31 protein-coding genes and 2 tRNA genes are annotated in these 26,162 nt (G+C 65.6%); 16 read left to right on the top strand and 17 right to left on the bottom strand.

Annotated elements, in window-relative coordinates; all coding sequences use genetic code 11:
- The first annotated feature begins 176 nt into the window (after positions 1-176).
- The 3 genes from HZR14_RS09015 to HZR14_RS14215 all read left to right on the top strand — a co-directional run bounded on the left by HZR14_RS09015 (position 177) and on the right by HZR14_RS14215 (position 1,401).
- Entirely contained in the window at positions 177-851 is a 675-nt protein-coding gene (locus HZR14_RS09015) for an HAD family hydrolase (protein WP_181692537.1), read from the top strand.
- Between the two features lie 214 nt (positions 852-1,065).
- Positions 1,066-1,245 (top strand): hypothetical protein, encoded by a 180-nt coding sequence (locus tag HZR14_RS09010; RefSeq protein ID WP_181692536.1) that lies wholly within the window; start codon positions 1,066-1,068, stop codon positions 1,243-1,245.
- The gene (locus HZR14_RS14215; RefSeq protein ID WP_220132507.1) at positions 1,246-1,401 is read left to right on the top strand and encodes a hypothetical protein; all 156 of its coding nucleotides are present in this window, start codon (positions 1,246-1,248) and stop codon (positions 1,399-1,401) included.
- Between the two features lie 84 nt (positions 1,402-1,485).
- Here the strand turns inward: HZR14_RS14215 and HZR14_RS09005 are convergent, their stop codons facing one another.
- The 3 genes from HZR14_RS09005 to HZR14_RS08995 are packed head-to-tail and all read right to left on the bottom strand — an operon-like array spanning position 1,486 to position 4,205.
- Positions 1,486-2,736: an MmgE/PrpD family protein gene (locus tag HZR14_RS09005; protein ID WP_181692535.1), complete on the bottom strand. Its 1,251-nt coding sequence runs from the start codon at positions 2,734-2,736 to the stop codon at positions 1,486-1,488.
- 52 nt (positions 2,737-2,788) lie between these two features.
- Positions 2,789-3,109 (bottom strand): DUF7977 family protein, encoded by a 321-nt coding sequence (locus HZR14_RS09000; RefSeq protein WP_181692534.1) that lies wholly within the window; start codon positions 3,107-3,109, stop codon positions 2,789-2,791.
- A 40-nt stretch (positions 3,110-3,149) separates the two neighbouring features.
- Entirely contained in the window at positions 3,150-4,205 is a 1,056-nt protein-coding gene (locus HZR14_RS08995; protein WP_181692533.1) for a zinc-binding dehydrogenase, read from the bottom strand.
- Positions 4,206-4,427: 222 nt separating this feature from the next.
- Between HZR14_RS08995 and HZR14_RS08990 the strand changes: the two genes are divergently transcribed.
- A complete protein-coding gene (locus tag HZR14_RS08990) occupies positions 4,428-5,012 on the top strand; it encodes a MogA/MoaB family molybdenum cofactor biosynthesis protein (protein WP_181692532.1) in 585 nt (194 codons plus the stop codon).
- Positions 5,013-5,107: 95 nt separating this feature from the next.
- Here HZR14_RS08990 and HZR14_RS08985 read toward each other — a convergent pair whose 3' ends face one another.
- Positions 5,108-5,422 carry a cupin domain-containing protein gene (locus HZR14_RS08985; RefSeq protein WP_181692531.1) on the bottom strand — a complete coding sequence of 105 codons (315 nt, stop codon included), beginning with the start codon at positions 5,420-5,422 and terminating at the stop codon, positions 5,108-5,110.
- Between the two features lie 94 nt (positions 5,423-5,516).
- Between HZR14_RS08985 and HZR14_RS08980 the strand changes: the two genes are divergently transcribed.
- Positions 5,517-5,711, top strand: coding sequence for a cold-shock protein (locus HZR14_RS08980; protein ID WP_015408520.1), 195 nt, complete (start codon positions 5,517-5,519; stop codon positions 5,709-5,711).
- 89 nt (positions 5,712-5,800) lie between these two features.
- On the opposite strand, the gene HZR14_RS08975 is transcribed toward HZR14_RS08980, so the two are convergent.
- Positions 5,801-6,505, bottom strand: a complete 705-nt coding sequence (locus HZR14_RS08975; RefSeq protein WP_181692530.1) for a carbonic anhydrase — start codon at positions 6,503-6,505, stop codon at positions 5,801-5,803.
- 124 nt (positions 6,506-6,629) lie between these two features.
- On the bottom strand, positions 6,630-6,830 hold the full coding sequence (locus tag HZR14_RS08970) for a hypothetical protein (RefSeq protein WP_181692529.1): 201 nt from the start codon (positions 6,828-6,830) through the stop codon (positions 6,630-6,632).
- A gap of 120 nt (positions 6,831-6,950) precedes the next feature.
- Between HZR14_RS08970 and HZR14_RS08965 the strand changes: the two genes are divergently transcribed.
- A complete protein-coding gene (locus HZR14_RS08965) occupies positions 6,951-7,631 on the top strand; it encodes an HAD hydrolase family protein (protein WP_181692528.1) in 681 nt (226 codons plus the stop codon).
- Between the two features lie 179 nt (positions 7,632-7,810).
- A complete protein-coding gene (locus tag HZR14_RS08960; RefSeq protein ID WP_181692527.1) occupies positions 7,811-9,436 on the top strand; it encodes a GTPBP1 family GTP-binding protein in 1,626 nt (541 codons plus the stop codon).
- Positions 9,437-9,571: 135 nt separating this feature from the next.
- Here the strand turns inward: HZR14_RS08960 and HZR14_RS08955 are convergent, their stop codons facing one another.
- Both HZR14_RS08955 and HZR14_RS08950 read right to left on the bottom strand, forming a co-directional pair.
- Positions 9,572-10,171 (bottom strand): NUDIX hydrolase, encoded by a 600-nt coding sequence (locus HZR14_RS08955; RefSeq protein WP_181692526.1) that lies wholly within the window; start codon positions 10,169-10,171, stop codon positions 9,572-9,574.
- A gap of 50 nt (positions 10,172-10,221) precedes the next feature.
- On the bottom strand, positions 10,222-10,635 hold the full coding sequence (locus HZR14_RS08950) for an Lrp/AsnC family transcriptional regulator (protein ID WP_181692525.1): 414 nt from the start codon (positions 10,633-10,635) through the stop codon (positions 10,222-10,224).
- A 102-nt stretch (positions 10,636-10,737) separates the two neighbouring features.
- Between HZR14_RS08950 and carA the strand changes: the two genes are divergently transcribed.
- Positions 10,738-11,799 carry a glutamine-hydrolyzing carbamoyl-phosphate synthase small subunit gene (carA, locus tag HZR14_RS08945; protein ID WP_181692524.1) on the top strand — a complete coding sequence of 354 codons (1,062 nt, stop codon included), beginning with the start codon at positions 10,738-10,740 and terminating at the stop codon, positions 11,797-11,799.
- 277 nt (positions 11,800-12,076) lie between these two features.
- Complete coding sequence (locus HZR14_RS08940) at positions 12,077-12,523, top strand: ferritin-like domain-containing protein (RefSeq protein ID WP_181692523.1); 447 nt, start codon at positions 12,077-12,079, stop codon at positions 12,521-12,523.
- 188 nt (positions 12,524-12,711) lie between these two features.
- Here the strand turns inward: HZR14_RS08940 and HZR14_RS08935 are convergent.
- From HZR14_RS08935 to HZR14_RS08920, 4 genes are all read right to left on the bottom strand, one after another.
- Positions 12,712-12,782, bottom strand: a tRNA-Gly gene (locus HZR14_RS08935).
- Positions 12,783-13,032: 250 nt separating this feature from the next.
- Positions 13,033-13,665, bottom strand: a complete 633-nt coding sequence (locus HZR14_RS08930) for a class I SAM-dependent methyltransferase (RefSeq protein ID WP_181692522.1) — start codon at positions 13,663-13,665, stop codon at positions 13,033-13,035.
- Positions 13,666-13,774: 109 nt separating this feature from the next.
- Positions 13,775-15,784, bottom strand: a complete 2,010-nt coding sequence (locus HZR14_RS08925) for a type II secretion system F family protein (RefSeq protein ID WP_181692521.1) — start codon at positions 15,782-15,784, stop codon at positions 13,775-13,777.
- Complete coding sequence (locus tag HZR14_RS08920; RefSeq protein WP_181692520.1) at positions 15,785-17,464, bottom strand: type II/IV secretion system ATPase subunit; 1,680 nt, start codon at positions 17,462-17,464, stop codon at positions 15,785-15,787.
- A 211-nt stretch (positions 17,465-17,675) separates the two neighbouring features.
- On the opposite strand from HZR14_RS08920, the gene HZR14_RS08915 reads away from it, so the two are divergent.
- The gene (locus tag HZR14_RS08915; protein WP_181692519.1) at positions 17,676-18,122 is read left to right on the top strand and encodes a DUF5793 family protein; all 447 of its coding nucleotides are present in this window, start codon (positions 17,676-17,678) and stop codon (positions 18,120-18,122) included.
- A gap of 62 nt (positions 18,123-18,184) precedes the next feature.
- On the opposite strand, the gene HZR14_RS08910 is transcribed toward HZR14_RS08915, so the two are convergent.
- The 3 genes from HZR14_RS08910 to cyaB form a co-directional block, all read right to left on the bottom strand.
- Positions 18,185-18,637: a DUF5804 family protein gene (locus tag HZR14_RS08910; RefSeq protein ID WP_181692518.1), complete on the bottom strand. Its 453-nt coding sequence runs from the start codon at positions 18,635-18,637 to the stop codon at positions 18,185-18,187.
- Positions 18,638-18,739: 102 nt separating this feature from the next.
- Positions 18,740-19,945: a methionine adenosyltransferase gene (locus tag HZR14_RS08905; RefSeq protein WP_181692517.1), complete on the bottom strand. Its 1,206-nt coding sequence runs from the start codon at positions 19,943-19,945 to the stop codon at positions 18,740-18,742.
- Positions 19,946-20,020: 75 nt separating this feature from the next.
- Positions 20,021-20,554, bottom strand: coding sequence for a class IV adenylate cyclase (cyaB, locus tag HZR14_RS08900; protein ID WP_181692516.1), 534 nt, complete (start codon positions 20,552-20,554; stop codon positions 20,021-20,023).
- A 138-nt stretch (positions 20,555-20,692) separates the two neighbouring features.
- Between cyaB and HZR14_RS08895 the strand changes: the two genes are divergently transcribed.
- The 6 genes from HZR14_RS08895 to HZR14_RS08870 all read left to right on the top strand — a co-directional run bounded on the left by HZR14_RS08895 (position 20,693) and on the right by HZR14_RS08870 (position 25,469).
- Positions 20,693-21,670 carry an FKBP-type peptidyl-prolyl cis-trans isomerase gene (locus HZR14_RS08895; protein ID WP_181692515.1) on the top strand — a complete coding sequence of 326 codons (978 nt, stop codon included), beginning with the start codon at positions 20,693-20,695 and terminating at the stop codon, positions 21,668-21,670.
- 92 nt (positions 21,671-21,762) lie between these two features.
- Complete coding sequence (locus HZR14_RS08890) at positions 21,763-22,275, top strand: gamma carbonic anhydrase family protein (RefSeq protein WP_181692514.1); 513 nt, start codon at positions 21,763-21,765, stop codon at positions 22,273-22,275.
- Between the two features lie 148 nt (positions 22,276-22,423).
- Entirely contained in the window at positions 22,424-23,413 is a 990-nt protein-coding gene (locus HZR14_RS08885) for a PLP-dependent cysteine synthase family protein (RefSeq protein WP_181692513.1), read from the top strand.
- A 238-nt stretch (positions 23,414-23,651) separates the two neighbouring features.
- Positions 23,652-24,824: a chemotaxis protein CheC gene (locus HZR14_RS08880; protein ID WP_181692512.1), complete on the top strand. Its 1,173-nt coding sequence runs from the start codon at positions 23,652-23,654 to the stop codon at positions 24,822-24,824.
- Between the two features lie 54 nt (positions 24,825-24,878).
- Positions 24,879-25,088 carry a DUF8149 family protein gene (locus HZR14_RS08875; protein WP_181692511.1) on the top strand — a complete coding sequence of 70 codons (210 nt, stop codon included), beginning with the start codon at positions 24,879-24,881 and terminating at the stop codon, positions 25,086-25,088.
- Between the two features lie 120 nt (positions 25,089-25,208).
- Positions 25,209-25,469 (top strand): winged helix-turn-helix transcriptional regulator, encoded by a 261-nt coding sequence (locus HZR14_RS08870; RefSeq protein ID WP_181692510.1) that lies wholly within the window; start codon positions 25,209-25,211, stop codon positions 25,467-25,469.
- 100 nt (positions 25,470-25,569) lie between these two features.
- Here HZR14_RS08870 and HZR14_RS08865 read toward each other — a convergent pair.
- Together HZR14_RS08865 and tatA are read right to left on the bottom strand one after the other, a co-directional pair.
- Positions 25,570-25,643, bottom strand: a tRNA-Arg gene (locus HZR14_RS08865).
- A gap of 47 nt (positions 25,644-25,690) precedes the next feature.
- Positions 25,691-26,074, bottom strand: coding sequence for a twin-arginine translocase TatA/TatE family subunit (gene tatA / locus HZR14_RS08860; protein ID WP_181692509.1), 384 nt, complete (start codon positions 26,072-26,074; stop codon positions 25,691-25,693).
- Positions 26,075-26,162: the final 88 nt, after the last annotated feature.

Raw genomic sequence — 26,162 nt, 5'->3', positions numbered from 1 at the left:
CGCGCCGACGGCGGATGAGACGCCGCGCGCCGACGGCGGATGAGACGCCGCGCGCCGACGGCGGATGAGACGCCGCGCCGCCGTGACCGGGCCAACGCTCGCCGAGGACGACAGTCCGTACGAACCGGCCCGAACGCGCCGAACGGTACTTATTTGTTCCTCCCGAATCCGTCCGCATGGAACCCGACGCAGTCCTCTTCGACCTCGACGACACGCTCTGTCGGTACCGTCGCTCCGGGGCGTCGTTGCTCGTGACCGCCTTCGAGTCGACGGGGCTGGATCCGTTCGTCTCCTCCGAGGAATACTACGGCCGGTATCCGGAGTTCATCGACGGCAGCGACTCGATGGTCGACCTCCGCGAACGATGTTTCGCCACGATCGCGGCGGAGAAGGGATACGACCCGGAAGACGGCCGCCGGATCGCACGGGCCTACGCCGACGAACGTGATCACCGAAACGTCGAACGGGTTCCGGGCGTCGACCGCGTGCTCTCGGCGCTGTCGGAGGTCCCCGTCGGGGTCGTAACCAACGGCGCACCGGGCATGCAGGCCCAGAAACTCGACGCACTCGGGCTGGCCGACGCCTTCGACGTCGTCGTCCACGCCGGCTACGACGCCCCCGCAAAGCCGAGTCCGGAGCCGTTCGACGCCGCGCTGTCGGCGATGTCGGCCCGCGCCGAGCGGAGCTATCACGTCGGAAACTCACTCCGGACTGACGTCGCCGGGGCGAACGCCGCCGGCCTCCGGTCCGTGTGGGTTCCGGAGGGACCGGGCGATCGATCGCCCGATCCGAAACCGGCACACGTCCTCCCCGAACTCGATCGGATGCCGGACGTCCTCTCGCTCGAGTGATGCTGCCGGCGGTACGGTCGCAACGCGTCGGACCACGGGGAAACGGCTCGCGTTGTCGGAGCGTTCGAGCGCCACCGACGGTATTCTCCGTCTGTATACAGTAGCGCTATAGAAATCACAATACCGGATATTCTATGGGAATATACAACCCAAACAACCCGTAGTATGAGAGAAAGGTTTACATACGCCTCAACACAACGGTAGGACAGATACCATGGACGACCCGAAGGTCCGACAGGCCGTGCTGTTGCACTGCAGCGGGGAACTGACGGAAGCCGAAGCCGCCAGGCAGGCGGGTATCCCCCGGTCGAGGCTCCGGTACTACGCTCGGACCTCCGGACTCGTTGTGTCCTCCCCGGTCGAGTCGTCGGACAGTTCCGAGCCGCCGGCGTGAATGCCGGCCGCCCCTCTCGGGACGATGTCGCCGTCGCTTCTCGTGGACAACGGCATCGACGCCCCCACGGACAACGGCGGGGCGGTCGTACCGACGGCACTCGCCCCGTGGGCACGATCGACCCTCGTCGGGTCGGCTCTCTTCGCGTCGGTATAGCCGCTGGTATCACACTGCCGGCTGTCCGTCGCGACCGAACACCGCGGGGTCGCGACTCGCGTGCACTGGGGACAGCCAGCGGTGTCAGTTCAGCAGGCGGGCGAGTTCGGCCGCGCTCTCGGCCTCGAAGGACCGGACCGTTCCGACGATCGCGTCTCGTCGCTCCCGGTCGTACGTGCCTTCGACGGCCGCGTGAAATTTCTCCTCGACCGTCCCCCACGACGCCGGCGTCGCCGGGTGCCCCTCGAACCCCTCGACGGCCGTCTCCGAGGTAGCTCCGTCGCGGGACTCGACGGTGAGGCGGGCGGGGACCAGCCCCCGTTCGCGCCGCGCCGTCAGTTCCGCATCGGCCGTGACCGTCACCGACTCGGCGATCGGCTCGATGTCGGTCCGGGCTCCTCGGTGGACGGCCAGCTCGCGGTCGACGATGGCGGCCGCGACCCGCTCGGGATCGACCGCCGGAACCGCTGTCTCGAACGTCTCGACGGTGATCGCATCGATATCAGCCGGATCGATCGGTGTCTCGCTTGCGAGGCCGATCGCTGCCTCGATCGCCGGCTGTTCGTACGGATGTCCATCGTAGGGGAGGACGGCAGCGTCACGGACGCGTTCACACCCGGGGTCGAAGTCGAGATCGAACGCCCCGAAGCGGTCGTGCCAGCCGTTCGGCGCCGAGAACGCGGCCGGCCCCGGGACGCCGCCGTCGGCGAGGCGACACGCCTGAATGGCTGCCGCCGCCGCGTTCCCGGTCGGGACCGGATCGGCCCGGTCGCCGGCGTCGAGTGCGAGCCGCGCCGCCGCGATGCCGACGGCGTCCGCCATCGTTGCCGGATCGAGCCCCATCGCCCGTCCCGCTCCGGCCGCCGCGGCGACCGCCGTGTGCGTCGCCGGATGGAAGCCGTCGAGCGGCGCGTTCCACGCACACTCGCCGTGGACCTCGAGGGCAGCCGCGATCGCGGCGATGGCCGTCTCACCGGTCGATCCGGTGGCGTCCGCCGCGGCCACGGCCGCCCCGATCGATCCGCCGACCGGAGCGGGCGTCGGAGACAGAAACGTCGGCCCGTTCCCCGAAGCGACCGCGATGCCGTTGCCCATCGCCGCCCGCGGGGCCGGGGCGCTCTCGGACGTCCCCCAGAGTCGACACCCTCCGGCGTCCGAAGGTCCGTCCGAAATCAGTCCCCGTCGGGCGGCGTCCACCGTTCGGTCCTCGCGGGTTCCGAGGCCGACGCCGACGGTATCGAGAAGCCGACGCTTTGCGGCCTCGCGGACCCCGTCCGGAAGCTGCCCGTACTCGACGTCGGCCGCGAAGTCGGCGATCTCGTCCGTCGAAGTCATACCGTAGGCGACGACGCGGGTATAAAAAAGCGTTCCGCGGTCGGTTACCGATCTACGGGCGGGTCGTCGCCCACACCGCGAGCGTGCCGAGGACGATCGCGGGGATCATCGGCAAGACGAGGTAGGCGTCCCAAAACGACAGCCCGACGTTCGAAGGGATGCGCGGATAGACGTAAATAAAACCGGGGACGACGAGGAACGCGACGAAGACGGCCCCGACGAGCGACCAGCCACGCCAATCGAAGGTCCGGTCGGCCTCGTCGGGATGGACCATCATCGGATCGTCGGCCTCGACGTCCGAGTCGTCCGTCGTCGGGTCCCGTTCGGAACCCTGCTCTCGATTCGACGTCGGGCCGCGCGTGTGGTCTGTCATGACGTCTCGCGGTGGGTGTGTCCGTGGCTCCCGTGTGCCATCACTCGTCGTCGTCCGGCTCGTACTTCTCGTCCGGAACGACGACGACGGAGCCGAACCCTTCGCGGGATTCGAGCATCCCGTGGGCGCGTTGGACCTCGCTCATCGGCAGCACCTCGCGGACGTGGGGTTCGAACGTGCCGTCGAACACCTTCGCCATGACGTCGTCCATCTCGCCGGGTGTCCCCATCGTCGAGCCGAGTATATCGAGTTGCTTCCAGAAGACCTTCGGGATGTTCGTCTCGGGGGAGACCCCAGACGTCGCCCCACAGGTAACGATGCTGCCGCCGCTTGCGGCCGCGCTGAGGGAGGTATCCCACGTCGCCTCGCCGACGTGGTCGACGACGACGTCGACGCCACGGCCGTCGGTCAGGTCCTTGACCGCGTCGGCGAAGTCGTCCTCCTCGTAGTTTATGAGGTGATCCGCGCCGCACTCGCGTGCGAGATCGAGTTTCGCCTCGGAGGAAGCCGTCGCGAAGACCTCACAGCCCTCGTTGGCCGCGATCTGAACGCAGGCGTGGCCGACGCCGCCGGAAGCCCCCAACACGAGGACGCTGTCGGCCTGGTCGATCCCGACGCGGGTCATCAACATTCGCCAGGCGGTCTGGAAGACGAGCGGGGCCGAGGCGGCCGTCGCGAAGTCGATCCCCTCGGGGAGTTCGAGGAGGTTGTCCTCGGGAACCGCGGCGAGTTCGCTGTGGACGCCACGGACGTGCTCGCCGATCATCTTGTAATCGACACACATCGACTGTTCGCCCTTTCGGCAGAACTCACACTCACCGCAGTAGAGCCCGGGGTCGACGAGGACGCGGTCGCCCGCCTCGAAGCGGGTGACGCGCTCGCCGACTTCGCTTACGACTCCCGCGCCGTCGCTGCCCGGGATGTGCGGCATTTCCTCGGGACTCGGCATCCCCTTGCGGGTCCAGACGTCGAGGTGGTTTAATCCGCCGGCCTCGATCTCGACGAGGACTTCCTCGGGGCCGATCTCCGGGTCCGGGAATTCGCCGTATTCGAGAACGTCCGCCGAGCCGTGTTCTTCATAATAGATGGCTTTCATGTACGCTGTTGCGTACCGAGGATGCAAAACACTAGCGGAGTCCGAGCGGGGACCGACGCGTACGTGGCCGGGCGGGATCCAGCAGTATGCGGGGCCAGGTGGGGTCCGACGTGTGTATGCGGGCCGGGTGGGGTCCGACGTGTGTATGCGGGCCGGGTGGGGTCCGACGTGTACGGCCGCGCCGAACCGGCCTTTTTTGCTCCGCATCGCCGTGACGTCTGTATGGACGAACCGATAGCCACCGACGGTGGCCACGACCACGACCACGACCACGACCACGACCACGACCACGACCACGGGCACCACCGCCACGACCTCGCCGAACTCGGCGTCGGGATCGTGACGGTCTCGTCGAGTCGCGGCGTCGACGAGGACGCCTCGGGGAACGCGATCGCCGACATCGTCGCCGATGCCGGCCACACAGTCTCGATTCGGGAGGTCATACGCGACTCCTTCGATACGGTACAGGAGACCGTCGACCGGCTCACGACACGCGAGGATACCGACTGCGTCGTCACGACCGGCGGGACCGGCGTCACCCCCGACGACGTGACGGTCGAGGCAGTCGAGCCGCTCTTCGGGAAGCGTCTTCCGGGCTTCGGCGAGCTGTTTCGGAGCCTCTCGAGGGAGGAGATCGGAACCAAAGTCGTCGGGACACGCGCGACGGCGGGCATCACGAACGGGGCACCGGTCTTTTGTCTCCCCGGCAGCGAGAACGCGGTTCGGCTCGGGACCGAGGCGATCATCGTCGAGGAAGCGCCCCATCTCGCCGGCCTCGCCCGGCGGGGGGAGACGACGGAGGAGTGAGATCCCCGCCGAAGCGGCGTCTCAGCCGGAAGGGACGGACAGCCGACGGTCCCGTCGGAGCGGTCGGAACACGTTGCCGACGGCAGCGGTCCGTCTCAGGGCAGCGGACAGAGGCTCGCGGTCAAGAGCGCCCGCCCGTCGCCCTCGTTTTCGGCGCCGTGTTCGACGCCTCGGGGGTTGTGGACGACGGCCGGCGCGGTGACGGTCTCGGTTGCCCCCGCCTGTGTGATCTCGACCTCGCCTTCGAGCAAATGAAAGACGTTCTCGCAGTCGTCGTGAACGTGGGGGTCGAACGATCCGCCGGGGCCGAGGGCGAACAGCTTCACGAGCACGTCGTCCTCGACGACGAGTTCCGCGGTTTCGACGGCGTCCGGGTCGGGGTCGAGCTCCGGGAGTTCGTTCAGGGACATACGACGGATCTCGGTCGGACCGACAATAGGTATACCGCCCCGTTCCGGACGCGTCTCGAAAGGATTATATACATGGCTGTACTTCGTTCACGAGATGGCAACCGGAACGGTTGATTTCTTCAACGACACTGGCGGTTACGGCTTTATTGACACTGAGGACGCGGACGAGGACGTCTTCTTCCACATGGAGGATGTCGGCGGCCCGGACCTCGAAGAAGGACAGGAAGTCGAGTTCGACATCGAGGAGGCCGACAAAGGCCCCCGCGCGACGAACCTGACCCGCCTGTAAACGCCGACTACACGAATCGCTTTCGAACAATCTTATTTTTCCGCCCCGTAGCGACGGCACCGTCACCGAACGGGGGACCGGACTGTGCGCTACTGACTATATTTCAACAGCCGCCGGACGTGTTCTTCGAACCGCTTCGGGACGGTGGCACGGAGCGATTCGATCCCGGTATCACCGTCGCGGTTGACGAGGTAACACCGACCGTACGTATCGCCGTAGACGCCCTGAAAGTCGTAGACGAACCCGGCGACGGTCACCGAGTCGGGGACGGCACCGTCGGTACGGAGGAACTCCACCTGTCTGTCGACGTTGTACTCGACGAGCTGGTCGACGAGGCCGGCGTCGCCGTCCGCCGTAACCCGGTCGTCGTCGAGTCCCGCCTCGACGACCGGCATCAGCGACTCGACGCGCTTTTCGATGCCGGGGGAAAGCGAGCCCGAGTCCCCGGACTGGGCCCGCTGGAGCGCCGCGGTGACGGCTCCACACCCCGTGTGTCCGACGACCGCGGCGACGTCCGTTTCGGTACACTGGATGGGATAGAGCACGTCCCCACAGAGGACGTCGCCACCCTCGTATCGGTCCCGAACCTGGTTGCCGATGTTGGCCACAGTAAAGAGCCACCCCGGTTCGTCGACGTCCCACATCCCCTCCTGGGGGACACGGGAGTCCGAACAGGAGACGGAGACGACGGCGGGGCGTTGCTCGGCCTGGACGGTATCGAAGTGGCTGTCCGGGAGCGATTCGACGTGTCGTACGTTGCGTTCGAGGAGTTCTACGACCGTCGTATTCGACATACGCACGGTTTTATCCCCCTATGACAAAAGCGGTGTGAATCCGTCGGTCGGCGGCGCTGAAGCCGGGAACCGACGCCGGAGACGGTCGCCAGCCCGTCGATCCCGCCGGGGGGCGAGACCCCGCTCAAAAGCGGTACTCGTCGACGCCGTCGGGGCGTCGCTGGCCGTCCCCGACCGACGGGTCCTCGCCGAACTCCGCGAGACAGGCCGTACAGAGGCCGGTCCGTTCGTCGAAGTGGTCGGGACAGACGAGTCGTCCACAGCGATCGCAGCCGTCCTCGACTGGGCTGGAGCCGCAGATCTCACAGTTGCTTGCGACGTTCACACGGGGGGTTGAATCCGAACCGACCTGAAAGTACCCCCGAGAGGCGTGATCGTGCCGGGGGTCCGGCGTGGCCATACGGGAGTCGCGGGGTTGATGTTCTCGACGGCCGAAACGATCCCAATGGTTCCACCGCTCGCCGTCGACATCGACGGTACGCTGACGCGCCCCGACGAGTCGGTCGATCCCCGCGTGTTCGATGCGATCCGTGGCTGGGAGGCCCCGGTCGTCATCGCGACGGGCAAGTCCTTTCCCTATCCCGTCGGCCTGTGTGCGTTCATCGGGATCCCGACAAACGTCATCGCCGAGAACGGCGGCGCAGTCTACGTCGAGGAGGCCGAAACGGTGCGCTACAACGGTGATCCCGAGGGGGCAAAGGCCGTCGGCACCGCGTACGTGGAGGCCGGCTACGAACTGGGCTGGGGACCGATCGATATGGTCAACCGCTGGCGCGAGACGGAACTCGCCGTCGCCCGCGAGCAGCCCCTCGAACCGCTCGTCGACATCGCCGACGACCACGGGATGGTCGTTGTCGATACCGGCTACGCCTACCACGTCAAGACACCGGAGGTGGACAAAGGCCGGGGTCTCGAAACCGTCGCCGCGGCGCTGGGAATGACACCGGACGCGTTCGTCGCGGTCGGGGACTCCGAAAACGACGCCGAGCTGTTCGGACGCGTCGGCCGTGCGTTCGCGGTCGAAAACGCCGACGAAACCGCCAAGCAGGCCGCCGACGAACTGGTCGACGCCGGGTTTGCCGATGGGTTTTTCGAGGCGCTCGATCGGATCCGAGCGTCTCGATAGGTCTCCATACGCCCCCGGTGTAAGCTAAAGGGGTCTGTTGCACACGGGAGCCGGACAGAGGACTCGATCGCACACGGGAGCCAAACGAGCGAAATATAGCTGCCAAAGGGCCGACAGACGGGTGTTTTCGGCGGTATTCGGGGAAAGCTTTTGACGGTGTGGTCGTTACTCACTCGCGTATGAGCGCCGACCGGGTCGCACTCCGACGAGCCCTCGAACGGGGCGAACGGGAGGGCGGCAGCGTCGAATTCAAAGAACGGCTCACTCGGACAACCCACCTCGCGGACGGTCGCCTCGAATCGCTCGTCGCCCAGTTGCGACACCGCGTCCTCTCGGGGGACGGGGAGGCGACCTACGTCGTCGGCGTCACCGACGACGGCGGGATCGCCGGGATCTCCCCGGACGCGTTCTCGGAGTCGATGGACGTCCTCTCGCTTCTGGCCGACGAGGCGGGTACCCACATCGACGACGTAGAGACCTGGGGCGTCGACGGCGGCGAGACGGCCGCCCACGATGAGGGGCTGGTCGGCGTCGCTACGCTCCGGGAGGGGTCCGTCCTCGAAGCCGACGACGATCACATCGTCGTCGGAACCGCAGGCCACGTCGACCACGGCAAGTCGACGCTCGTCGGCTCGCTCGTGACCGGGTCGGCCGACGACGGCCAGGGCGGTACCCGGGGGTTCCTCGACGTTCGCCCCCACGAGATGGAGCGGGGGCTGTCGGCGGATCTCTCCTACGGCGTCTACGGCTTCGACGACGACGGCGCGGTTCGGATGGACAACCCCCACCGCAAGTCCGACCGGGCGCGCATCGTCGAGGAGGCCGACCGGCTGGTTTCGTTCGTCGACACCGTCGGCCACGAGCCGTGGCTGCGGACGACGATCCGGGGGCTCGTCGGTCAGAAGCTCGATTACGGCCTGCTCGTCGTCGCGGCCGACGACGGTCCGACGAAGACGACGCGCGAACACCTCGGCATCCTGCTCGCGACCGAACTGCCGACGGTCGTCGCTATTACGAAGACGGACATGGTCTCGGAGGACCGCGTCCAGGGGGTCGAACGCGACGTCGAACGGCTGCTCAGAAACGCCGAGCGGACGCCGCTGTCGGTCGACCGACACGGCGTCTCGGCCGCGATCGACGAGATCGGCGAGCAGGTCGTCCCGATCGTGGCGACGAGCGCGGTGACGAAAGCCGGCCTCGACGTCCTCGACGAGTTGTTCGAACACCTCCCGAAGACGGGTGCGGAGGCGGGCGAGTTCTCGATGTACATCGACCGGACGTACAACGTGACCGGCGTCGGCGCGGTCGCCTCCGGGACGATCCGCTCGGGCAGCGTCGAAGTCGGCGACGAGTTGCTCGTCGGCCCGCTCTCCGACGGCTCCTTCCGGCCGGTCGAGGTCCGGTCGATCGAGATGCACTACCACCGGGTCGACGAGGCCGCGGCGGGACGGATCGTCGGGATCGCGCTCAAAGGGATCACCGAGGCGGACCTCGAACGCGGGATGGTGCTTTTGCCCCGCGGATCGGAGCCGACCGCAGCCCGGGAGTTCGAAGCCGACGTGATGGTGTTGAACCACCCGACCCGGATCCACGACGGCTACGAGCCGGTCGTCCACCTCGAAACCGTGAGCGAGACGGTCTCGATCCACCCCGAAGGGGGCCAACTGCTTCCCGGCGATACCGGGACCGCGCGGGTCCGGTTCAAGTTCCACCCCTACGCGATCGAGGAGGGACAGCGGTTCGTCTTCCGGGAGGGGCGCTCGAAGGGCGTCGGCACGGTGCGAGCGATAACCGAAACCGAATGACCGCGCGCCGGGTCGCCGGTGGGGACGACAGCGCGTCGGTTCGATTGCTCTCGACGTATCCGCCCTCCGGGGGGCGAACCGAGCGGTCGAAAGACGCGCCCGAGAACAGTGCGGTCGGCCCGCACCGCCGGCCGGTCAGTCGTCGGCGAAATCGCGGCGCATGGCGATTTCGAACCACGGGCAGAGCCGAAGTTGGCGGTACCACCGCGGGTGCTCGTAGAGCCGCTCGTACGGAACCCACATCACGCCCGCGACCTCGCGTTCGTCCGGATCGAGCGTTCGATCGTCGAGCGTACACTGGAGCACCGAGCAGACCTCCCACTCGAGGCCGTCGTTCAGGTAGTAGCGTTTGTACTCGAATTTATCAGTCACCCGGAGGTCGTCGTACTGGCCGGGCGTCACGCCGAGTTCCTCCTCGAGGCGCTCTCTGGTCGCTTCGAGTTGCGTCTGGCCCTCGACGGGATGGGAGGCAACGGTCCCGTCCCAGTGGGTGTCCCAGAGGCGCTTGTTCGGGGCCCGCTGTGCGAGGAGGATGTTCCCCTCGCCGTCGAAGACCAAGACGGTGAACGCGCGGTGGCGGATTCCGTCCCCGGTGTGGGCATCGAGGCGGTTGATGAGTCCCTCGGACGTGTCGTCGGCGTCGACTGCGATCACGTCCTGTCCGGCGTTTCGGTGTTCGGTCGTGTCCTCGGAGTCCGACCCCGATCCGGCGGGGTCAGCGTCGTCCGTACTCATGCGCTTTCCAACGAACGACGTCGTTAAGGAGGCTTCGACTCGGTCGGGGGTCACCCGCGTTTTTCGTCGAGGATGAGCCGCGTCTTCGTCGAGACGACGTCATCGAGTTCCCGTGCGCGGGTGATGAGGTCGTTGAGCGTCCCCGTGTCGGTCGTATCTGCGACGACGACGACGTCCTGTTCGCCCGAGACCTGCCAGACGAAATCGACCTCGGTCCACTCGGCCATCCGCTCGGACATCGAGCCGGTATCGACGTCGACCGCGACGCCGATCTCGATCATCGCCTTGACGTTCCCGGTCCGCGTGGCGACCGTAAATCGTTCGATGACGCCCCGTTCGAGGAGCTGTTCGACGCGGTTTCGGATGGTCCCCTCGGAGGTCCCGACCCGATCGGCGATCTCCGTGTAGGGCGTCCGGGAGTCACGACGGAGGATGGCGAGAATGCGGCGGTCGAGGTCGTCCATCGAGATGTGTCGCTTCCGGCTGCCGGTACTTACCGATTACGAATTTCGTAACGATCCTTCGAACAAAAGCGTTAATGGCGGGTGAGTCGTACGGATCTCGTAATGACGAAGGCCTACGTGGCGCTGGAGGACGGGCGGGTCATCGAAGCACGCACCCGCGCTCCCGGCCGCACCCGCGGTGAGTTGGTATTCACCACAGCCTACACCGGCTACGAGGAATCGCTCACGGATCCGAGCTACGAAGAGCAGATACTCACCTTCTCGTATCCACTGATCGGCAACTACGGCGTCCGGGAGGACCGCTTCGAGTCGGAACGAGTCCACCCCCGAGGCGTCGTCGCCCGGGAGCTTACCGAGGACGTCGCCGAGTGGCTCGAGGCGGAGGACGTCCCCGCGGTCGACGAGCTGGATACCCGGGATCTCGTCACCGGTATCCGCGAGCAGGGTGCGATGCGGTGTGGGATCGCCGCCGGCCCCGACGCGAGCGCCGCCGACGCGGAGGCAGAGCTCGACGCCTGCAAGGGGATGAGCGAACACACCGACATCGGATCGCGGGTGTCAGTCACGGAGTCGGTCACGTACAACCCCGACGGCGACGGCCCCACGGTCGCACTCGTCGACTGCGGTGCGAAGGGGTCGATCGCGAGCTCGCTCGTCGAGCGCGGCGCGGTCGTCGAGAAGCTCCCCTACGATGCGACCGTCGCGGACGTCGAGTCGGTCGGTCCCGACGTGCTGTTCGTCTCGAACGGCCCCGGCGACCCGGAGAACTTCGAGGCCGCAGCGGCGCTCGTCGAGGAGTACGTCGGTGACATCCCGCTGGCGGGGATCTGCCTCGGCCAGCAGGTCATCGCAAACGCCCTCGGCGGCGAGACCGAAAAGATGGAGTTCGGCCACCGGGGTGTCAACCAGCCGGTCCGGGATCTCCGCTCCAACAAGGTCGTCATGACGACACAGAACCACGGCTACACGGTCTCGGAGCCCGGTGACCTCGACGTGACGCAGGTCAACGTCAACGACGAGACCCCCGAAGGCCTCGAAAGCGACGAGCTGGACGTCATCACCCGCCAGTACCACCCCGAGGCCAACCCCGGTCCTCACGACACGCTCGGGTTTTTCGACGACGTGATCGGGATGGTCGAGACCCCGCCGACGGCCGAACGGTGAATACGGGCGGAGAAGGCGGACGCCCCGGTCCCCGATGCCATGCCATGCTTTCGTGACGATCGCCGACATCGATAGTGACGATCGCCGACATCGATAGTGACGACCGTGACACGGTCTCGCGTCACCGGAACGGGACTATAGTAGCGATCGGAAGGCAAGACACACTCGACCGCACGGCGGCAGTGCGATCGATGTGTACGTAGTTGCGATGTTTATTATAGAGACCGTTGGAATCTGCGCAAGAACCTTTAGTGGAACCGACGTATGCCGACCTGCTATGACAAGCGATCGTGTCGTCGACATCCTCCGGAAGGCGTACAGCGACGAAATCGAGACGGTCATGAACTACCAGACGAACGCGATCGTCCTCGACGGCGTGCGGGCCGAAGAGATCAAACAGAGCCTCCAGACGGATATCCAAGAGGAGCTGACCCACGCCCAACAGCTCGGCGAACGACTCAAGCAACTCGACGCCCGCCCGCCGGGTTCCGAGGAGTTCGTCGCCCGACAGGGCTCTCTCCAACCGCCGGAGGATTCGACGGACGTCCTCGCGGTCATTCGGGGCGTCCTCGATGCCGAGGAGGACGCGATCGATACCTACCGGGAGCTCATAACGGTCGCCGAAGCGGCGAACGACCCCGTCACCGAGGACCTCGCCGTGACGATCCTCGCCGACGAGGAAGCACACCGTACCGAGTTCCGCGGGTTCGAAAAGGAGTACTGATACTGTCGGCTCGACTTCAAGCTACAGCCGGCAGTATCGCTCGCCGCCGTCGCTTCTCGTTCGGAGGTACGGGGAATGCGCCGGCCGGGGTTTGAACCCGATGCCAGACGGTCACTCGCTTCGCTCGTGTTGCTCTGCCGTGATTCAAATCCCGTGATGATTTTCGCCTCACTTCGTTCGACAGAAAATGCGCCGGCCGGGATTTGAACCCGGGCCATGAGCTTGGAAGGCTCAGGTCCTGCCACTAGACCACCGGCGCTCGTCCACACCGAGGTTTGCGGCTCCGTCTGACCCGCTCACCGCCGGCGTTCACTCCTCCGTAACACCACGCCGTATAAGGGTCTTTTTGTTTTTTATCGGCTGTCACGGCGAATACCCGGAGGCGTACGGAAATCGGAGATTTCCGTGATGACGAGACGCTCCGCGTCTCGAAGCACTTGCTCCCCGAGGCGATTCACCAGCGTACGCGAATCGGCATCCGGCGTGTCCCCTCGCATCAGTGCCGCCGATCACGCCGGCTCGACGACGGCGTAGCAGTTTCCGCTGGAGAGAAACGACTCGACGACCGCGAGGTCGCTCGCTCCGAGGTCCGCGTCGAACTCCGCGGGCGCGTAGATGTGGTAGTACCGCGGCACGGTCTCGCCGCCCGGAAGCGTCCAGTCGACCTCGGTATCGAACCCGGAATCGGCGTCGATACCGGCCTCGAAGCGGTCGTGGGCGGTGCTCCAGGCGCTGACGAGCCCCACGCCGTCGGCAGTGAGAACGCGGGCGAGTTCGTCGAGGCTTCGGCGGCGAAGTCCACGCGAGGGGAGGTGATGAAGCGTCGCGACGTACACCGCGAGACCGACGGTATCGCCGGCGATCGGTAGCGAGGACGCATCGCCTTCGAGGAGGTCGGCGTCCGGGACCCGCCTGCGGGCGGCCGACAGCAAGGCGCGGCTCGCGTCGAGACCGACGACCCTCTCCGCGTGCCCGGCGAGTACGTCCGCGTGCCGGCCGTTCCCACAGCCGACGTCGAGTGCGGTGTCGGCGCGTCGCCCCGCACAGAACGATTCGACCTCGGGCCAGGCGTACTCCCGCGTCGTCGAAAAGTGGGCGGCGATGCGCTCGTACGTGGCGCGGACGCCGGATCGGTCGTCCATATCCGGCGTTTCTCGGGAACCGACAAGAGGGCGGCGATGCGGGACGAGACGGGATGTCGAGGCGAAACGAGACGGGATGTCGAGGCGAAACGGAGAGACGGCGAACCGATCAGATGACGAACACCAACACGACGTAGGTAATCGAGAGCATGATCGTCGTGTGTTTCATCCCGTCCTCGAGGGAGCCGTTGCCCATGACGCCGGCAGCGATCCCCGACAGCACCGACTGGATCACCGCAGTGTGAAAGAAGACGAGCCGGTAGGCGTCTCTGTCCCCGCCGCTGACCCCGCTGATCGGGCCCGCCCCGCCGCCCCCGCTGAAGGCGCTCGCGTCCGGCAGACTCGGTATCAAGACGTTCTCGAGGGCGGCGATGACGACGAGGAAGACGAGAAACGAGATGTACACCACGACGATGTAGGTGAACATCTCCTGTCTTCGTTTTCTCCGGAGTTGGAGGTCCGATCGGGCCTGTTCGGCCGCGATCCGAAGGACGGGGGCGATCTCGTTCGAGGCGTGCATCGCGTTCGTGATGAGCGTGACGACGCGGGTAACGGAGGGGGTTCGGACGCGTGTTTCGAACCTCGACAGCGCCTCCTCGGTGGTTGCTCCCCACTTGACGTCCCGCCAGATCCGGTCGACCTCGCCGTCGAGCGCGCCGATGTCGTTCCGGCGAACCCGGTCGAACGAGGAGACGATCGAGATCCCGGCCTCATTGAGGCTGGCGAGACGCTCCAGGAGGTCCGGTACGGCCGCCTCGAGCCGCTTCAGACGACGGCGGCTGTACTCGTAGACGACCGCGAACGTTCCCGTCAGGAGGATCGTCGCCTGGATGAGCAGATCGTCGAGGGCCCGGACGTCGACGCCACCGGAAACGACCGTCGGAAGCCGAATCGCGGTCACGATCACGGCGACGGGGACGGTGACGTACAACACGAGCCGCGGCCGGTCGATCGCGGATCTGACCGGTGAGGCGAGCGTCTCCCTGACCGATCGGAGTCGCCGGTAGGCGGACAGCCGCTCGTGGTTGGCCGCCGACTCGGATCGTTCGTAGCCGCCGTTGCTCTCCGGGCCCCGTCCGTCGGCTGTGGCCGTTCCGTCCCCGTATCCGCGCTTCTCGCTCGTCGCTCGAAGCGGCCGGGTGACATCGAGGAGGTACGCCAAGAACAACACGTTGGCAGCCGGAACAACCACGTACGTCAGTACTCGCATCAAAAAGAGCGTATCGCCGGCGGTGAGCCCGATGATCAACAGGATCGTGATGAGAAACAGCATCCCGGCGACGATGACGGTCACGTACACCTCCGCCGTCGTCGCGAGGACGTTGAGTATCTCCGCTTGCTGTTCTTCGGCCTCGTCGCGGTATCGCTCGTACTGTTCGCGGAGGAACTCCGAGACGTCGCCGCCGCTTTGGAGCACACTCGAGAGGTTTTCGGTGAACGTGCCGAACTGTTCTGAGGGCGTGTTCTCCGAGAGGTCCTGGACTGCGGTCACGAGGTCGACGTTGAACAGGTCGATGTTCTGGACGGCGATGTCGACTTCGGCGGCCCCCTCGCCGAACACCCGTTCGTTGGCCGAGAGGGTGCGAAGCACGTCCGGAAACGACATGCCGCCACGCGTGAGCGCGTAGACGAACGCGACCATGCGGGGAAGTCCGGCATCGATCTGCCTGGCGCGTCCGTCGGCCCGGATAGATGGCAGTTGCCACCGGGCGGCGTGGGTCGTCGCGGCGGACGCCGCGCCGACGACCCCGCCGGTAGTCAAAAACAACGCGAACAGGACGGGATCGGGGAGTTCGGCGATCGTCCCCGATTCGATGCCGATCCCGACGGTCGAGGCGAGCAACAGTCCCCCGGCACCCGCGTAGACGCCGACTACGGCACCGGCGATGCCGGCCCCTCCGACGTAGACGTACGTCTTTGCGGCGTACTCACGGTACGGGATGCCGATCGACGCCGACCGGAGTAGCTGCTCCCGTTCGAGGTCGTGTTCGATCCCGCGGCGGCCAAAAAACCGAAACGCGATCCGCGAGGTTACCCTGTCGATCAGGGGGCTGAACGGCGCGGACGCGAGCGCTCCGAGCATGGCGAGCGCGGCGAGAAGCGGGAGCGACCAGAGCATCTACCCGCTCCGCAGGTCCGCACCGGAAGTACCCCCGGACGTCGACCCCGCTCCAGGGTCGTCCCGTTCGTCCGCTTCGGCCGCGTCGATCCGTGCCATGACCTCCTCGGGGGTGGCGTAATATCGGTTCACCATCGCCGTGAACTGCTGGTATTGGGTGATCCCTCGATCCTTGAGGAACCCGAGGAACTGCCGGCGATGCTGTAGTTCGCGAAGCAGTTCCGATTTCGACCAGCCGCGCTCCTCGCGGATCTCCTCGGTCAGGTTCTTCGTCCCCTGCTCGAAGCTGTCCGTCGCCGAGTCCCAGCGATACGCGCCCGTGTAATCGAGCTCGCCGGTTCGCTGGTCGATCCCCTCGATCTCGGCGATCGTCCCCGCGCGCCGGACCCGTTCGCTGCCGAACCGCGCGAGCCGCTGGACACAGAGGATATCGAGCGATTGGACCATCGGTCGCGGGACGTTGATCGGCTCGTTTTCGAGTCTGTTGATGACCGTCTGGACCGAGTCGGCGTGCATCGTCGACAGCGTCGTGTGACCCGTATTCATCGCCTGAAACAGGGTGATCGCCTCCTCGCCACGGACCTCGCCGACGATGATGTACTCGGGGCGGTGTCGCAACGCCGACCGAAGGAGATCGTACATCGTCACGTTTGCCGCCTCGTCCAGCCGCTCTCGCGTCACACACGAGAGCCAGTTGTCGTGATGCAGCGATAGCTCGCGGGTATCCTCGATCGTGATCAGCTTCGATTGCGGCGGGAGGAACATCGAGATGGCGTTCAACGACGTCGTCTTGCCCGATGCGGTCCCGCCGGCAAAGACGATGTTTTTGTTGTGCTCGATCGCCAACCAGAGGTACGCCATCTGATCGAGCGAGTACGTCCCGAACTCCAACAGGTCGATGGGTGTGAACGGCTCGTCGCTGTATTTCCGGATCGTGAAGGCGGATCCGTGCGGTGTCACCTCCTCGCCGAGCGCCAACTCGGCGCGCGACCCGTCCGGAAGTGTCGTCTCGACGATGGGGTTGCCGACCGAAATGTGTCTTCCGGCCTGTTGGGCCATCCGGACGACGTAACTGTCGAGGTCGGCCTCGCCGAAGGAGACGTTCGTCTCGATGTCCTGGTATCGATCGTGGTAGGCGTACAGCGGGACCTCGTATCCGTCACACGAGATGTCCTCGATGTCGGGGTCGTGCATGAGCGGGTCGATCTTGCCGAACCCCCGGAACGTCCGATATAGATAATAATACAGCCGGTAGAACCCGGTGGCGTCGACGTCGACCCCGTACCGTTCGAGCCGCTTTCGGAGCTCTACTCGGAGGACCTCGTGAGGTTCGCCGTCGTGTTCGGTGTACAACAGCGGGACCCGAACGTCGTCATAAAGCGTCTCGAGGACGTCCCGTTCGAACCGATCGAGGTCGGGTTCGACGGCGTGATACAGGTGTTGGTTGTCCGTCTCGTCGTAGGTGATGACGGCGTAGGAGAACGGCGCGTTGAGCCAGTATCGCTCGACGCGGGTCCCCTCGAAGGTGCGCTCTTCGACGATCCGGTCGTGCTCGTCGGGGCGGTACGGAACGTCCGGAACCGCCGACCCGCGGAACGATTCGATCGTCCGAGCGAGTCGCTGTCGGAGGGATTGGGCGCTACGCTCCCGCGACCGAGCGGACGGATCGTCTCGTTCCATGGCCTCGTCTACCGGTAGATGGAGGAGCCGACAGAATAAAGCTCCGGCGCGTTCGTCCGGTGTGGCGACCGAGGGACCCGTACCGTCGGGCGGGCCTCAAAAAGCGAGGGCCGGGACGACCGAACGGCCCGACAGGACGAGAACACCCGGACGGCTTGGACAGGGGCGTTACGTTCATGCGTACGGCGCACGTACATGACACCAAACAGGGATGCGGCGTGACTACTTCACTCTAGAGGCGGCAGGCGTGACGGCCGACGAACCGGACCAGCCAGTCATATCGGTCGCATACGAGGGGCCGACCGAGGAGTTCGAAGAGCGACTCCAGCGGGGCGGTGGCCGCCTCGACGGCGAGGCGGTCGACGTAACCTACCGGCTGCGTGATCCACTCGAAGCCGAGACGCCGATGGGCGTCTTCGCGGTGTCGGATCGGGTCACGGGCGAATACGTCCTCGAGCTCAACGCCGAGGCCGAACCGATTATCGCGGTCACCGACGCCGCGGGGGGCGAAGCGGAGAGCGGTCAGTATCGGCTCGTGATCGAGACCGACGACGGGACCCGGCTGGCGGCCTACGACAAATCGACGCTTCTCGTCTACGACGGCGACGGCGAGTTACTCCGCGAGCGGAGTCTCATCCCGAGCGGCGTCGAAATCTGAGCGCGGGGCGGTTCCGCTTCGTTTTTTCGATCACCGCCCGATCCGAGCGCGGCCTCCGGACGTCAGGCACCGAATTCGGATTCGGTCACCCGAACGACGAGGGTCTCGTCGACGTCTCGGAGGTCGTACGCCGGGATGTCCGGCCCGGTACGCGTCACGAACATCGGTTCGAGAAGCTCGCCCTCGTCGACGCCGAACACCTTCAGAAACCGGCCCGAATCGGCGTGGTCCAGGCCGTCGTCGCGGATCGCGGTCGCGAGCGCACGCGAGAGCCACTCCTCGCCGCTCACGGAGGACTCGAAAACGAATGCCTCGCGGGCGAACCGGACGAGATACCAGTTGAGATCGTTCAACAGCGCAACGGCAGCGCCCAACGAAACCGTCTCGAGGGCGACCGTGTTCTCGTAGGGGGCAACGAGGTCGTACGTCGCGAGCGCCTCCCGCGACGTCTCGTGGCTGACGAGTTCGTACCGCAACTCGACGTCGTCGTCGCCGACGAGACACACTCGCGTCATGACTCGACATACGGACCGACGGAAAAAGCGGTTTCGCTCGGCCGGTCCAAGGTGGTGGAGGGGGAATACGGCTCCGCGAGCGAGTGCGGGCCGGCGCGCCGATCAGAACGTCGTCAGTTCGCCGTCGATCACACGCTCTGTGATGTCGGTCACGTTTTCGAGTTCGGCGTCGATGATCGCTCGCACCTCCGCTTCGATGTCGCCGACGTCGACACCCTCGACCGTGACGAGGTTCGCGTCGGCGACGTGGGGCTGGTCGATGGGCTGACCGATCTGTGAAAGCAGGCGGATCCGGATCTCTCGGATGTCGTCGACCTCCGCGACGACGGTTCGGGCGATCTCCGTCGAGAGCAGGTTGTAGATCTTCCCGATGTGGTTGACCGGGTTCTTTCCGGAGGTCGCCTCCATCGACATCGAGCGGTTGGGCGTGATGAGGCCGTTCGAGCGGTTGCCGCGGCCGACGGAGCCGTCGTCGCCCTGCTCTGCGCTCGTCCCCGTCGTCGTCAGATAGATAGAGCCCGCATCGTAGTCGTCGGCGGTATTGACGTGTACCCGAACCGAACGGTCCGTGTACCCGGCCGCGAGGTCCGTAACGAACGCCTGAACGCCTTCCATGACCGCCTCGTACTCGTCGAGATCGGCGACGAATCGGTCGACGGCTGCGACGGCGACGGTCACGTCGATCGTGTCGGACTCGCGTTTGCCCATCACCTTGATGTCCTGTCCGACAGCCGGGTTGTCGTCGCTGTATCGGCCGTTGAGCTGTCGTTCGGTCTCCAGGACGATCCGTTCGGTTTCGGTCAGCGGCGCGTGGCCGACCCCGAAGGACGTATCGTTCGACATCGGGATCTGCGTGCCGTCTTCGCCGAAGACGTTCTGGAGGTCTCCCGAGCCCTCACCGAGTTTCACGTCGACGACGACCTCCGTGCCGAAGTCGATGAACGGGAACTGCTCTTGGATGTACTCGCGGGCGGCCCGGAGCGCGATCGTCTCCGCGGGGATGTTCGTCCCCTCGTATTCTTTCGTCGCCCGGCCCGTGATGAGCAGATAGATCGGATCGACGACCTCGCCGCCGCCGAAGGCGGGCACCGAGCGGCCGGCGACTAACTGGGTCTCGTCGGTGTTGTAATGGAGTACCTTGCCGACGCGGTCGAGATACTCGCGTGCGAGCGCCTGTGAGACGTGTTCTGCGATTCCATCACAGAGCGAGTCGGGGTGGCCGAGCCCCTTTCGCTCGACGATCTCGACGTCTTGGGCCTCGACCGCGCGACCGTCGACCGGTTCGACGCGGATATTTCGGTCGGTCATTACTCACGGGTACCGTTGGGCCGGTTCTATAACTTACGGAAACCAAATAGAAAAAATTGATTACCGCTAAGCATATCATCCGTCATCGAGCAGGAGACCGAGATACGACGTACGGATCCCCTCGTCCGGATCGAGTCCGAGCCGTTCGAGTACGTCGACCGCCCCCGCTCGCGCGGGATCGATCTCCTCGGCTTCGGTTTCGACCTCGACGAACTCGCCGAGCCCCTCGACGGTATCCAGCGTGACGACGTACTCGCCGTAGCCGAAGCGCTCGCGCGTCTTCTCGACGGTTGCCGCGGGGTCGAAGCCGACCGATTCGAGCACCGACGCCATCGTCTCCCCGTCGTTGACGCCCGTCTCGAGTTCCTCGCGGGTCTTGGAGTCGGCGTCGACGAGCGGGCCCTTGTACGTTATTTTCGTGTGTTCGTCCGAACCGTCCGTCTCCCGGCGAATTCGAAGCGCCTCGTCCGTCTCGGCGAACGCCCGGACGGGATGGTCGTAATACGTATCCACCTGTGTCACCGTACCCATCGACTCCGCGTCGATTCCGTCGAGCCGCTCTCGGACCCGGTCGTGTCCGGCGCGGACCTTCAGTTCGACTTCGTACATACCGGAGTGAACCCCGCGAGCGGGGAAAAACGCCGTGGCTTCCGAGCACGGCGTGCGTTCGGCGCCCGTCCGAACGCGTCCCGACGCTTGCGGCAGCGAAACGTGATTGTTAAGGGTGAGACGGCTGTCGTGAGGAGTATGAGCGATGAATCCGATGAGGTCGAGGAGACCGAGACGGTCGACGAAGACGTAACCGAGCCCGAGACCGAGGACGAAGCGGCCGAAGCCGAAGAGGAAGCCGAAGGGCTCCAGGACGGCGATTTCGTTCGTATCGCCTACACCGCCCGAACCGTCGACGACGGCCAGCTCGTCGATACGACGGACGAGTCGGTCGCCGAGGAGGAAGGCGTCGCCGACCAGGGCGAGTTCGAACCCCGAACCATCGTCCTCGGTGAGGGCCACCTCTTCCCGGCCGTCGAGGACGACATCCGGGGCAAGGCGGTCGGCGACGAGGGCACCGTCGTCGTCTCCGCCGAGGAGGCCTTCGGGACCTACGATGAGGAGGAACTCAAGACGGTCTCCGCCGACAAGATCGACGAGGACGACCGCTACCCCGGCGCACGCATCCAGGTCGACGGCCAACAGGGCGTCCTCGAGACGATCATCGGTGGCCGCGCCCGCGTGGACTTCAATCACCCCCTCGCCGGCGAGGACATCGAGTACGAGTACGAGCTGCTCGACACCGTCGAGGGCGACCTCGAACAGGCCCGCGGCCTTCTAAACATGTTCCTCGATCTCGACCTCGAGATGTGGGTCGAGACCGACGAGGTCGAAGAGACCCGAATTGAGGAGCCCGAGGAGGACGACGAGGAGGAGGAGGCCGAGCCGGAGACGGTCACCGAGACCGTCGAGAAGCGTACCCTCTACGTCGAATCGACGCCGGAGCTTTCGATGAACCAACAGTGGATGATGCAGAAACAACAGATCGCACAGCAGCTCATCGATCTCACGGACATCGACCGTATCCTGATCCAGGAGATCCTCGATGGCGGCGGCATGGGAATGGGCATGGGCGGCATGATGGGCGGCATGGGCGGCGGCGCGGGCGACGTCGACATCGAGGAGGCCCTCGAAGAAGCCGACATCGACGCCGACGAGATCGCCGACGAACTGTAAACGGAGCCGCTATCCCGGGGTATCGACCACCGCAGTCCGCGGACCTCACCGGCAGGTAGGGTTTTTATTTCCGGCGGACACCGTGAGAACGTATGATACGGAGCTTCGAGGGGCAGGAGCCGGAGATCCACGAGGACGCCTACGTCGATCCGAGCGCGGTCGTCATCGGCGCGGTGACGGTCGAAGCCGACGCGAGCGTCTGGCCGAACGTGACGTTGCGGGGCGATCACGGACGGATCCGGCTCGCGGAGGGGGCAAACGTCCAGGACAACGCGGTGGTTCACGAGGGCGTCGAGATCGGCCCCTACGCGACCGTCGGCCACACCGCGATCGTTCACGCCGCCGAGGTACGAGAACGGGCGCTCGTCGGGATGGGCGCGACCGTACTCGATCGGTCGGTCGTCGGCGAGCGGGCGATGGTCGGGGCGAACAGTCTCCTCACGGAGGACACGGAAGTCGAAGCGAACGCGCTGTACGCGGGCGTCCCCGCCGAGTTCATAACGGAGGTCGAGGACTCACGGTGGGCCAGTGCGGGCGATCGGTACGTCGAGCTATCACGACGCCATCTGGAGCGTTCCGTGCGTCTCGATGGCCGGGATCGATAGCCATCCCGTGACCGCGTTGCTGGCGGTGGGGGGGAGGAGTCCACCCGACGACAGGGCACCGAATCGAGGGGGACGACGGGGCACCGAATCGAGGAGGTCGACGGCGGGATCCATCGGGGTTTTATATCAGCGCGCCAAAACCCGGACGATGAAACGGGGTATCCTCGATACGATCGGATCACCGCTGGTACAGGTCGAGTCGCCACCGGGATCCGCCATCGCCGCGAAGATCGAGTCGAAGAACCCCGGTGGATCGGCGAAGGATCGCCCGGCGCTGGCGATGGTCGAAGCGGCCGAAGCGGCCGGCGAACTCGATGCGGGCGATCGGATCGTCGAGCCGAGTTCCGGAAACACCGGAATCGGCCTGTCGGTCGTCGCTGCCGCGAAGGGATACGACGTCACCATCGTGATGCCGGCGTCGAAGTCACCCGAACGGAGACGGCTGATGTCGGCCTACGGGGCCGACATCGAACTCGTCGACGGGACGATCTCGGACGCGAAAGCCCGGGCGGATGAACTCGAATCCGAGGCCGGGACGGTCCAGCTCGGGCAGTTCGAGAACCCGGCAAACCCCGAAGCCCACTACCGGACGACCGGGGCGGAGATCCTCGAACAGGTCGGCGACCGGCGGGTCGACGCCCTCGTCGCCGGAATCGGTACGGGCGGGACGGTCACCGGGACCGCGAGGCGGCTCACCGAGGCGTTCCCCGGGATGGACGTCGTCGGCGTCGAGCCCGAGGCGAACGCCGTCCTCTCCGGCGGCGAGCCGAACGACGACGAGTTTCAGGGGATGGGCCCCGGGTTCGTCTCGCCGAACCTCGACCGGGAGCGTTTGACCGACGTCGAGACGGTCGGCATCGACGCCGCCGAGGCGGAGTGTCGGCGGCTCGCCCGCGAGGAGGGGATCCTCGTCGGGCAGTCCTCCGGCGGATCGTTGGTCGCCGCAAAGCGCGTTGCCCGGCGGCTGGCCGACGAGCGCGGAATCGATCCCGGTCGCTGTCCGGGGCCGAACAACGACGTCGGTATCCTCGACGACGGTCCGAGCGATCGGGAGCCGATCAACGAGGCGTGCCCCCTGATCGTCACCGTGTTTTGGGACTCCGGGGAACGGTATATGTCGACCGGCCTCTTCGAGTGAGTGCCTCCCCGGCTGTTGGCTCGGTTCGGCGAAAACGTGCGTCTTTCGAGCGCTGTATCGAGCCGGGGATTACTACGGGGGCGCGTCGACGCTCGCGTATGACCGTACTGGATTCATCGAAACATTCCCGCCCCGACGTGGCGCTCTGGAACGGTCGGCCCGTCCCGGATGGACCGACTCCGGGGCGACCGTCCCCGAACCGATCGTCCCCGAACCGGCCGAACGCAATCCACGCCCGATGAGAATCGCGATCAGCCAACTGGAGGAGTACAACCATCTCGCTGCCGACGGAGCCAGACAGGCCTCGCGGGCGCTCTCACAGATGATCGGCATCCGAACCCGCCAGAACGTGACCGGGGTCAGTCTCGTCTCGGATGGGACGCTCGACGACATCTTCACCGAGGGTCGCTACGTCGGGGTCCAGGTCGGCCTCTCCGGCGGCCTCTCCGGCGAGACCGTGTTGATATTCGACCCCGACGCGGCCGGGCAACTACGGAAACGGTTCGACTCGCGAGGGAACACCAACGCCCTCGCGGGCGGGGCGTTCGCCGAACTCGGGAACATCATGATCGGTGGGTTCGTCGACGGCTGGGCGAACCACGTCGGAACACAGATCGATATGACGCCCCCGACGTACATCGAGGCGGCGGGAACACGGATCCTCCCACGGATGACCCGGCAAGAGGCGTCCAACACCGGCGTCTTCCTCTTCGAGAGTACGCTCGAAGCGGTCGATCACGATCTCTCCGTCCCGATCTACCTGATCCCGGAGTACGAGGAGTTTCTCACGCTGCTCGAAGCACAGCCGAACCGTCTCGCGGTACCGGCCGAAAAGCTCGCCGTTTTCAACGGGTTCGCGGCTCGAAGCGCCGGGCGAGCCTCCGAACAGATCTCGCAGTTGACCGGGCTTCGGACCGACGTCTCCGTGAGCCAGCTCCGATTTCTCTCGTTTTCGGATATGTCCGCGGCGGTCGGCTCCGGGCAGTGCGTCAGCGTCGTCTTCGAGTTGACCGGGCTGCCGAGCGGATTCTTCATCGCGATGTTCAGCGAGGCGTCGGCCGACCGCGTCGCGGCCGCGATGTTGCCGAACGGGATCGATCCGGACGAAAGCAACATGACCGGCGAGGCGATCAAAGAACTCGGAAACATCGTCACGAGCGGGTTCATCGACGGCTGGGCGAACACGCTCCAGAGCAGTATCGAACACACCCCGCCGGAACTCGTCCGGGATTCCGGAACGGAGGTGATCCGGACCGTCCGACGCCGCCTTCCCGGGAACCAAGAGTACGCGTTTACCATCGATACGACGATCGAGATTGACGACCGTGAGGCCGAGGTACAGCTGTACGTCCTCCCGAACACGAAAGAACTCACGGAGGCCCTGGCCGCGCTTCCGGCACGACACGCGTAGCAGACACGACACGGCAACCGGGGCGGTTTTATCTTCGGGCGCGATATCGGGGGTATGAGCGACGAATCCGACCTTCCGGAGATACCGATCGTCTGTCCGGAGTGTGAAACCCGATCTCGAATCCCGTTTTCGGACGTCGAGGACGCGGTCGCCGGGCACAACGAACGGCTCCACGACGGCGAGGCGGTCGCCTCGGTCGATCCCGACGTCTTCGATCACCTCGCGGACCACGTCGCGGCGGATCTGGGTCTCCTGGAGAGATGAACCCCGCTTTTCCGGAGGTTTCAGCCCAAACATAGCGGTAGTATAAATATATATGGTGGTAATGTGTCGGTCACACCTGACCGACCGACAATTAATCCGATGGGAAGCGTCGAGTGATGTATGCCGGATACCGAATCAGCAGTCGCGTCGCTCCCACCGAGCGCCAAGCTCGTGTATAAGACGCTTCAATACGAGGGAGCGATGACACAGGCCCAACTCGCGGACGCGTCGCTGCTCCCACAGCGAACCGTCAGACACGCGCTGAAAAAGCTCGAATCCGTGGACGTCGTCGAGGAGTCCGTCTACCTCATGGACGCACGGAAGTCGAACTACCACCTCGCCGACGGCGAAGACACGCCGAGTGACCCGCTGGCTGTCTGATCGGCCCGATTCGAACCACGGTCGGACGTGCTCGCTCCGCTGCGCGCGACCTCTCTGATTAGAATCCCGCCATGCCAGTTCGCTCCCTTCGGTCGCTGTACGGGCGTGGCGGGATTCGAACCCACGATCTAGAGGTTAGGAACCTCTCGCCCTGATCCGCTAGGCCACACGCCCTGTGAGTCGCCTCGGGATATTCGCCTTGACCGCTGATAAAAACGCGCTCAGTTCGCTTCGTCGTCCGTCTCGGCGTCGGCGATCTCGAGCTCCTCCTCGTCCGCCGCTTCGTCGTCCGTCTCGCCATCGCCCGTCCCGGCGTCACCGTCTACCGCAGCGTCGGATGCGTCGGCGTCGCCGGCCGTCTCGACCTCGGGGCCATCCTCGACCGTTTCGGACTCGCTCTCGACCTCCGTGGCCCCCTCGCGCATCTCTTGGAGTTCCTGTTCGACTTCCTCACGGCCTTTCTGGAACTCGCCCATCGCTTCGCCGGTCGAGCGTGCGAGCTTCGGAATCTTGTTTGCGCCGAACAACAGGACGGCGATCAACAGAATGACGAGCAGTTCCGGTCCGCCGGGGATCCCGAACTGTAGCGGAAATGTGGATACCATCGCTGTTTGGTGGTAGTTTAGTGGAGATTATAGGCTTTTTCCTCGGGGCCGCCGAGCGCTCCGAAAACGGTACACACGTGACTATCCG

This window comes from Natronomonas salinimetallica (assembly GCF_013839515.1).
In the GTDB taxonomy this organism is placed as follows: Archaea; Halobacteriota; Halobacteria; order Halobacteriales; family Haloarculaceae; genus Natronomonas.
The sequence above is the reverse complement of the archived record's forward strand: the minus strand, read 5'-3'. Positions and strand labels throughout refer to the sequence as shown.

Bases quoted from the DNA above. Each gene is read 5' to 3' on its own strand.
- HZR14_RS09015 (WP_181692537.1), top strand. From the start codon at position 177: ATGGAACCCGACGCAGTCCTCTTCGACCTCGACGACACGCTCTGTCGG.
- HZR14_RS08925 (WP_181692521.1), bottom strand. From the start codon at position 15,784: ATGCTCTGGTCGCTCCCGCTTCTCGCCGCGCTCGCCATGCTCGGAGCG.
- HZR14_RS08980 (WP_015408520.1), top strand. From the start codon at position 5,517: ATGGCAACCGGAACGGTTGATTTCTTCAACGACACTGGCGGTTACGGC.
- HZR14_RS08885 (WP_181692513.1), top strand. From the start codon at position 22,424: ATGAAACGGGGTATCCTCGATACGATCGGATCACCGCTGGTACAGGTC.
- HZR14_RS09005 (WP_181692535.1), bottom strand. From the start codon at position 2,736: ATGACTTCGACGGACGAGATCGCCGACTTCGCGGCCGACGTCGAGTAC.
- HZR14_RS08895 (WP_181692515.1), top strand. From the start codon at position 20,693: ATGAGCGATGAATCCGATGAGGTCGAGGAGACCGAGACGGTCGACGAA.
- HZR14_RS14215 (WP_220132507.1), top strand. From the start codon at position 1,246: ATGCCGGCCGCCCCTCTCGGGACGATGTCGCCGTCGCTTCTCGTGGAC.
- HZR14_RS08930 (WP_181692522.1), bottom strand. From the start codon at position 13,665: ATGGACGACCGATCCGGCGTCCGCGCCACGTACGAGCGCATCGCCGCC.
- cyaB (WP_181692516.1), bottom strand. From the start codon at position 20,554: ATGTACGAAGTCGAACTGAAGGTCCGCGCCGGACACGACCGGGTCCGA.
- HZR14_RS08955 (WP_181692526.1), bottom strand. From the start codon at position 10,171: ATGAGTACGGACGACGCTGACCCCGCCGGATCGGGGTCGGACTCCGAG.
- HZR14_RS08940 (WP_181692523.1), top strand. From the start codon at position 12,077: ATGACAAGCGATCGTGTCGTCGACATCCTCCGGAAGGCGTACAGCGAC.
- HZR14_RS08870 (WP_181692510.1), top strand. From the start codon at position 25,209: ATGCCGGATACCGAATCAGCAGTCGCGTCGCTCCCACCGAGCGCCAAG.
- HZR14_RS08875 (WP_181692511.1), top strand. From the start codon at position 24,879: ATGAGCGACGAATCCGACCTTCCGGAGATACCGATCGTCTGTCCGGAG.
- HZR14_RS08880 (WP_181692512.1), top strand. From the start codon at position 23,652: ATGAGAATCGCGATCAGCCAACTGGAGGAGTACAACCATCTCGCTGCC.
- HZR14_RS08965 (WP_181692528.1), top strand. From the start codon at position 6,951: ATGGTTCCACCGCTCGCCGTCGACATCGACGGTACGCTGACGCGCCCC.
- HZR14_RS08960 (WP_181692527.1), top strand. From the start codon at position 7,811: ATGAGCGCCGACCGGGTCGCACTCCGACGAGCCCTCGAACGGGGCGAA.
- HZR14_RS08910 (WP_181692518.1), bottom strand. From the start codon at position 18,637: ATGACGCGAGTGTGTCTCGTCGGCGACGACGACGTCGAGTTGCGGTAC.
- HZR14_RS08985 (WP_181692531.1), bottom strand. From the start codon at position 5,422: ATGTCCCTGAACGAACTCCCGGAGCTCGACCCCGACCCGGACGCCGTC.
- HZR14_RS08950 (WP_181692525.1), bottom strand. From the start codon at position 10,635: ATGGACGACCTCGACCGCCGCATTCTCGCCATCCTCCGTCGTGACTCC.
- HZR14_RS08905 (WP_181692517.1), bottom strand. From the start codon at position 19,945: ATGACCGACCGAAATATCCGCGTCGAACCGGTCGACGGTCGCGCGGTC.
- HZR14_RS09000 (WP_181692534.1), bottom strand. From the start codon at position 3,109: ATGACAGACCACACGCGCGGCCCGACGTCGAATCGAGAGCAGGGTTCC.
- HZR14_RS08990 (WP_181692532.1), top strand. From the start codon at position 4,428: ATGGACGAACCGATAGCCACCGACGGTGGCCACGACCACGACCACGAC.
- tatA (WP_181692509.1), bottom strand. From the start codon at position 26,074: ATGGTATCCACATTTCCGCTACAGTTCGGGATCCCCGGCGGACCGGAA.
- HZR14_RS09010 (WP_181692536.1), top strand. From the start codon at position 1,066: ATGGACGACCCGAAGGTCCGACAGGCCGTGCTGTTGCACTGCAGCGGG.
- HZR14_RS08975 (WP_181692530.1), bottom strand. From the start codon at position 6,505: ATGTCGAATACGACGGTCGTAGAACTCCTCGAACGCAACGTACGACAC.
- HZR14_RS08890 (WP_181692514.1), top strand. From the start codon at position 21,763: ATGATACGGAGCTTCGAGGGGCAGGAGCCGGAGATCCACGAGGACGCC.
- carA (WP_181692524.1), top strand. From the start codon at position 10,738: ATGACGAAGGCCTACGTGGCGCTGGAGGACGGGCGGGTCATCGAAGCA.
- HZR14_RS08920 (WP_181692520.1), bottom strand. From the start codon at position 17,464: ATGGAACGAGACGATCCGTCCGCTCGGTCGCGGGAGCGTAGCGCCCAA.
- HZR14_RS08995 (WP_181692533.1), bottom strand. From the start codon at position 4,205: ATGAAAGCCATCTATTATGAAGAACACGGCTCGGCGGACGTTCTCGAA.
- HZR14_RS08915 (WP_181692519.1), top strand. From the start codon at position 17,676: ATGCGGCGTGACTACTTCACTCTAGAGGCGGCAGGCGTGACGGCCGAC.